This is a genomic window from Streptococcus suis, from assembly GCF_016743335.1.
In the GTDB taxonomy this organism is placed as follows: Bacteria; Bacillota; Bacilli; order Lactobacillales; family Streptococcaceae; genus Streptococcus; species Streptococcus suis_Y.
This window is the reverse complement of the sequence record NZ_WCJE01000072.1, coordinates 1-4,779: the sequence shown is the minus strand read 5'-3', so window position 1 is coordinate 4,779 and position 4,779 is coordinate 1. Positions and strand designations below refer to the sequence as shown.

General features: G+C 38.7%; 8 protein-coding genes, 1 pseudogene and 1 other annotated feature. Of the genes and pseudogenes, 1 reads left to right on the top strand and 8 read right to left on the bottom strand.

Annotated elements, in window-relative coordinates:
* Positions 1 to 256: 256 nt before the first annotated feature.
* From rplT to F9856_RS11670, 5 genes are all read right to left on the bottom strand, one after another.
* Positions 257 to 616: a 50S ribosomal protein L20 gene (gene rplT, locus F9856_RS11690; protein WP_012028296.1), complete on the bottom strand. Its 360-nt coding sequence runs from the start codon at positions 614 to 616 to the stop codon at positions 257 to 259.
* A 42-nt stretch (positions 617 to 658) separates the two neighbouring features.
* Positions 659 to 859, bottom strand: coding sequence for a 50S ribosomal protein L35 (rpmI, locus tag F9856_RS11685; RefSeq protein ID WP_012027223.1), 201 nt, complete (start codon positions 857 to 859; stop codon positions 659 to 661).
* Positions 860 to 885: 26 nt separating this feature from the next.
* Complete coding sequence (gene infC, locus F9856_RS11680) at positions 886 to 1,392, bottom strand: translation initiation factor IF-3 (protein WP_002940606.1); 507 nt, start codon at positions 1,390 to 1,392, stop codon at positions 886 to 888.
* A gap of 40 nt (positions 1,393 to 1,432) precedes the next feature.
* Positions 1,433 to 1,561 (bottom strand) — a sequence feature (ribosomal protein L20 leader region).
* 26 nt (positions 1,562 to 1,587) lie between these two features.
* Positions 1,588 to 2,265, bottom strand: a complete 678-nt coding sequence (cmk, locus tag F9856_RS11675; RefSeq protein WP_024409642.1) for a (d)CMP kinase — start codon at positions 2,263 to 2,265, stop codon at positions 1,588 to 1,590.
* A 9-nt stretch (positions 2,266 to 2,274) separates the two neighbouring features.
* A complete protein-coding gene (locus tag F9856_RS11670) occupies positions 2,275 to 2,757 on the bottom strand; it encodes an SAG1386/EF1546 family surface-associated protein (RefSeq protein WP_015646683.1) in 483 nt (160 codons plus the stop codon).
* A gap of 50 nt (positions 2,758 to 2,807) precedes the next feature.
* Between F9856_RS11670 and F9856_RS11665 the strand changes: the two genes are divergently transcribed.
* Entirely contained in the window at positions 2,808 to 3,002 is a 195-nt protein-coding gene (locus tag F9856_RS11665) for a ferredoxin (protein WP_024375711.1), read from the top strand.
* Here the strand turns inward: F9856_RS11665 and F9856_RS11660 are convergent.
* From F9856_RS11660 to F9856_RS11650, 3 genes and pseudogenes are all read right to left on the bottom strand, one after another.
* Positions 2,991 to 3,479: an EbsA family protein gene (locus F9856_RS11660; protein WP_202106695.1), complete on the bottom strand. Its 489-nt coding sequence runs from the start codon at positions 3,477 to 3,479 to the stop codon at positions 2,991 to 2,993. The genes F9856_RS11665 and F9856_RS11660 overlap by 12 nt on opposite strands.
* Positions 3,480 to 3,660: 181 nt before the next feature.
* Positions 3,661 to 4,294: pseudogene (locus tag F9856_RS11655) on the bottom strand (glycosyltransferase); the annotation flags it as partial.
* A gap of 216 nt (positions 4,295 to 4,510) precedes the next feature.
* Entirely contained in the window at positions 4,511 to 4,717 is a 207-nt protein-coding gene (locus tag F9856_RS11650) for a transposase (protein WP_202106694.1), read from the bottom strand.
* Between the last annotated feature and the right edge of the window lie 62 nt (positions 4,718 to 4,779).

The following is a 4,779-nucleotide window of genomic DNA, read 5'->3' as shown; positions in this document are numbered from 1 at the left end:
TACAGTGGATTTACCCACTACAGAAATTATAGAGCCACTAAAAGGCTTAGAATCATGTCAGTTACTACATTGATTCTAAGCTTTTTTATACTCAATGAAAATCAAAAGTCTCTATAATTTCTGTAATGGGTAAATCCACCATAGAGAATTATGGCTCTATAATTTCTGTAGTGGGTAAATCCACTGTAGAGATTATGGAGCCATTAAAACAAAATAAAGAGCTTGGTACACAGACCAAACTCTTTATTTTATATACTTATTTAGCAAGCTTTGCTTTAGCAGCATCTGCAAGAGCTGTGAAAGCTGCCGCATCGTTTACTGCCAAGTCAGCAAGCATTTTGCGGTTTACTTCGATTTCTGCCAATTTCAAACCGTGCATCAATTGTGAGTATGACAAACCGTTCATGCGAGCAGCCGCGTTGATACGAGTGATCCACAATTTACGGAAATCACGTTTTTTCTGACGGCGGTCACGGTATGCATAGTAGTAAGAGTTCATTACTTGTTCTTTCGCAGTGCGGAACAAGAGATGTTTAGCTCCATAGTAACCTTTAGCTAATTTTAAAATACGTTTACGGCGTTTACGAGAAACAACGCCACCTTTAACACGTGCCATTTAATTTTCCTCCGAATAATTCTCTAATTTCTAGTAATCGACTTATTTAAGTCCTGTAAGCATAGACTTGATACGCTTGAAGTCACCTGCATGTACCATACCTGCTTTACGAAGGTGACGACGTTGTTTTTTAGTTTTACCGTGGAAACGGTGTGAAGTATAAGCGCGGAAGCGTTTCAATCCACCAGAACCTGTACGTTTGAAACGTTTAGCTGATGCGCGGTGAGTTTTTTGTTTTGGCATGTTAATTCTCCTTTTGCTTAAAAAGCTTATTTTTTATCTGAAGCTGGGGCCAATTGCATAAACATTTGACGTCCGTCCATCTTAGCGCGTTGTTCGATAATGGCAATATCTTGGGTTGCTTCAGCGAACTCAGCTAATACTTTCGCTCCAACTTCTTTGTGGGTAATCATACGACCCTTGAAACGGATCGAAACCTTAACCTTATTTCCTTTTTCAAGGAATTTACGGGCATGACGAAGTTTTGTCTCGAAGTCCCCTTTATCAATAACTGGACTTAGACGCACTTCTTTCACAGTGACAACACTTTGTTTTTTGCGTTGTTCTTTCTGTTTCTTCTGATATTCAAATTTGAACTTACCGTAGTCCATAATTTTCGCTACTGGTGGTTTAGCTTGTGGTTGAATCAATACTAAATCCACGTTGGCGCTATCAGCAATGGCCTGAGCCTCATTGAGCGGTTTGATTCCCAACTGTTCACCCTCAAGACCGATAAGACGAACTTCACGCACTCGAATTTCATCATTGATGAACAAATCTTGCTTTGCTATGGCTTTTCACCTCATTTTATATTTTTCGAGAAAAACGAAACGGACTTGCTACACAAGTCCGCACTACACCATTATTCTTTCCGAAGAAATCTTAATCCGTAGAGCCAGACAACGTTAGTCGCAAGGCGAGAAGCTCTCACTTCTGCTTTTCTCAATATGACCATTCTAACATGTCTAAAACTACTTGTCAAGAATTTCTTTCGCTTTTTCGGAAATAAATTTCACTACACCTTCGATGGATACTCCTGTTGTATCAAAGGTAATGGCATCGTCCGCTGCCTTTAAAGGAGAAACTTCTCGATGGGAATCTTTATAGTCACGAGCCGCAATTTCCTGCTTTAGAGATTCCAAGTCGGTCTCAATGCCACGTTCCATATTTTCCTTAAATCGACGGAGGGCACGCTCTTCAACAGAGGCAATAAGGAATATTTTGAGTTCTGCCTGTGGTAAAACAACTGTTCCAATATCGCGACCATCCATGACAATACCACCAGCCTGGGCAATTTCCTGTTGCAGTCGTACCAATTCTTCCCGTACTAGAGGAAGTGCTGCTACTGCCGACACATTATTTGTTACTTGGTTATCACGAATTGGTAAAGTGACATCTTCATCACCCACAAAAACTAATTGTTGACCATTTTCATCACGCCCAAATCGAATAGGATACTGAGCAAGCAAGGCCACGATTCTATTTTGATCTGTGACCTCTATGCCGTTTGTCAAGGCTAGATAGGTAGCCGAGCGATACATAGCTCCTGTATCTAAGTAAGTATATCCAAAATTTTTAGCAATAATTTTAGCAACCGTTGACTTTCCACTTGAAGCTGGACCGTCAATTGCAATTTGAATTGATTTCATAACTCCTCTTTATCTAATACGGACTACATCACCTGGATGCGCAAGCCAAGACCCTGTGGTCATTTTCTCTGGATTTAATCGCTCTAGCTCAGCAATTGAAATCCCGCCACGTGCGGCTAATTGTCCAACACCTTCACCTGCTTGAACAGTAAGGGTAGAGCCATCCGTAGCTTCTGCTAGACTGGAACTTGTTTCCGTTGTTTCTGTTTCTGTCGCATCAGTAGAAGTAGACTCCTGTGTTTCTGCAACTGAAGTTGAACTTTCTGCTACAACTGCCGCGGAGCTTGGATTATAGAATTCTTTAGTTGAATCTGTTTTACTTCCTCCAACCGACAAGTAGATGGCAGTGATACCAATAATCAGTACGATAACAAAGAAAATAATTGCCAAGACTGTAAATACTGTTGTACTTGCTACTCCCTTGTTTAGACGTTCTTTTCGACTAACTGTTTCTGTTTGATAAACTTCTTCATTCCATGGCTCTTGTGACATTATCAAGAAAACTCCTTGTATTTTTATTAAAATATGATTACAATACTAATATGAAAATAAAACTTATTCCTGAACGGTGCATTGCCTGCGGGCTCTGCCAAACCTATTCATCTATATTCGATTATGATGACGACGGTATCGTTGTTTTTTCAGACGACTCACAATTTGAGAAAACGGTTGAACCCAATCCAGATATTCTCAAAGCCATCAAATCATGTCCTACAAAAGCCATTTCAGCGGATTGATTTGGCTTTTCTTGTATAATACTCTTCAAAATAATCCTGTTTTATTAAATGGTCTATTAATTCAATCTCACCCTTGAAGCAATTATGAATAGCTAAATGGTTAATAAAGTATTTTTTCGGCCATTTGCGCATGTGATACACCTGCCCATTGGGAAATTCTTGTGAAAATATGCGAATGGCTAGATAAGAAACTTCGATTTTTTCTATGGTAGCAATTTCAATTTTCTGTACTGCAAAAGGATTAGCCGAAGCAATCCGTAAATGCTTTTCTTTTATCTCGAAATAGCGATGTAAGCCAAGCACTACTAATACAGCAAAGAGAGAGAGGAGTAAGATAAATAATCTTGAAACTCTCAACTTTTCCAATAAAAGTGTCATACCAATGAAAATAGACGTGAAGGTAAGTGACCAGTAAATAATAGCCCATGATAAATCCGGTTGCCAATGGTAACGAATTTTACCAAAAATTTTGATCATATCGGACCTCCATCTATTATTCTAGCACAAAAATAGAGATTTTCCTATGAAAACCTCTATCTTTTGAAACTTTTGTTACATTTACATGACAATATTAGTTTGTTTGTAAAACTTCTGAAATGCTTTTGAAATATTTTGAGTAGGAATTGGTGGGAATACAATAATCAACAACCAAAATATTTTAGTTATTCGTTTCTTGACTCTTAACATAGTATCTCAAGAGAAATTTGGCAATAAACTTTGGCCAGAACAACAAATACATTTCATAGTCTTCTTGTGTACGAATATTGTTTTCAATGCTATTTGTCGTCTCCGATTCTTCATGGATACGATGATATACCAAACTCTCATCTACAAAGGTAAAGCTCTCTTTTTTGTGTAATCTGATACCAAGCAAACCAATCAAGAGAAACTTTCATTGCTTCATTAAACTTGAAATCATTCAGTATCTTCAAATTATAGGTCACAGCTGGACAAGGAATTGGATTACCAAAGGCTAAAACCCTATTACGCCAAAACTTCCATTTGGGAAACATGGCCATTGTCCGTAACATGAGTTGCTTGATCTTCAAATTTGAAGTTAGGGCAATGACCTCACCCTCGTTCACTTCCTGGTAATCTGAATAAGCAATCAACGTTTCCTCTGTCATCTGAGACGTTATTTTTTCACAATAGTCTGGTAAATAAATATCATCTTGATGAGCAATTGTAGCATAAGGGGTTGTTACAAAAGAGAGTGCTAGATTCCAATCTTTTCCAATACCTCCTCCTTGTGCGGTATGCATTACGATTGCATTCTTTTGGCAAATTTGTTCTGGGCACCTCTAAAAACTTCAAGTAGTTGTTAAGTAAGCCCTAATTGTAAGCATTATTTCCAGAGGCTGGGCAAAAAGCCCAGGACCACTACTCAGAGTTCGCGTCAACCACTGCGCTGAGATGTTGACACGAACTCTGAGAAGTGACACTAGATTTTAGTCCCGCCTCTGACGAACTCCCTTAGCTTTCTTGCGTTTATAAGTAATCGTTTCTTTTCAACTGGGTAAGTCAGCTTCTTCTTCAGGGAGGCCTTCCTCCCCAAACAAGCTCAGCTGACCGGGTTGATACACAACTTTCTCTGATGATTTTCTGTAGAGTTTTTGTTTCAGATACTCAACCTGTTCTCGAAGGAGGGTTAGCTCGTTGGTCATGATTTCAATGGTTTTTGTTAGACTTTCAATCACTTTATCTTGCGACTCCATGGACTTACCTCCTTTTTTTCTCTCATTATACACAAAGAAAAGCCATGATTTCAATAGAAATC